Origin of the sequence: Campylobacter concisus (genome assembly GCF_002913225.1) — a bacterium.
In the GTDB taxonomy this organism is placed as follows: domain Bacteria; phylum Campylobacterota; class Campylobacteria; order Campylobacterales; family Campylobacteraceae; genus Campylobacter_A; species Campylobacter_A concisus_J.
In genome coordinates this window covers 1-446 of record NZ_PPAW01000004.1, presented here as the reverse complement: position 1 = coordinate 446, position 446 = coordinate 1, and the positions used below count along the sequence as shown (strand labels likewise).

1 protein-coding gene is annotated in these 446 nt (G+C 39.9%); it reads right to left on the bottom strand.

Features of this window, described 5'->3' with window-relative positions:
* Positions 1-446, bottom strand: a 446-nt coding sequence (locus tag CYP26_RS00625) for a magnesium chelatase domain-containing protein (protein WP_141090071.1), incomplete at both ends; no start/stop codon positions are given.

Below are 446 nucleotides of genomic sequence, written 5' to 3'. Positions count from 1 at the left end.
TTGCAAATTCTGCGTCATTAAAAAATCTAATCGCTTCCTCTAGAGTACTAACCGCATAAATCTCTAAATTTGGGATCATTGAAGCTTTTTGTGCTATCTCTTTTGGTACTAAGACTTTTACGTTTTTTACCTGTGTGCTTAAAAAAAGAAGGATTGAGAATAAATTTGCCGTACTTTTTACACTTCCATCAAGTCCAAGCTCGCCAAATACAAAAATTTTCTCTAAGCTTTTTGCCTTTTGAAGAGCTATGAGAAGAGCGCTAGCTAGGTCACACTGTGAGCCGCTCCTTGGTAGATCTGAAGGGGATAAGTTTATGGTTATCTTTTGTGCTGGGAAGGAAAAATCAAGTGCTAGAAGTGCTACTTTTGCGCGTTCAGTGCTCTCTTTGATACTAGAGCTTGCAAGCCCAACGATGCTAAAACCAGGTAGCCCACGAGAGAAGAGG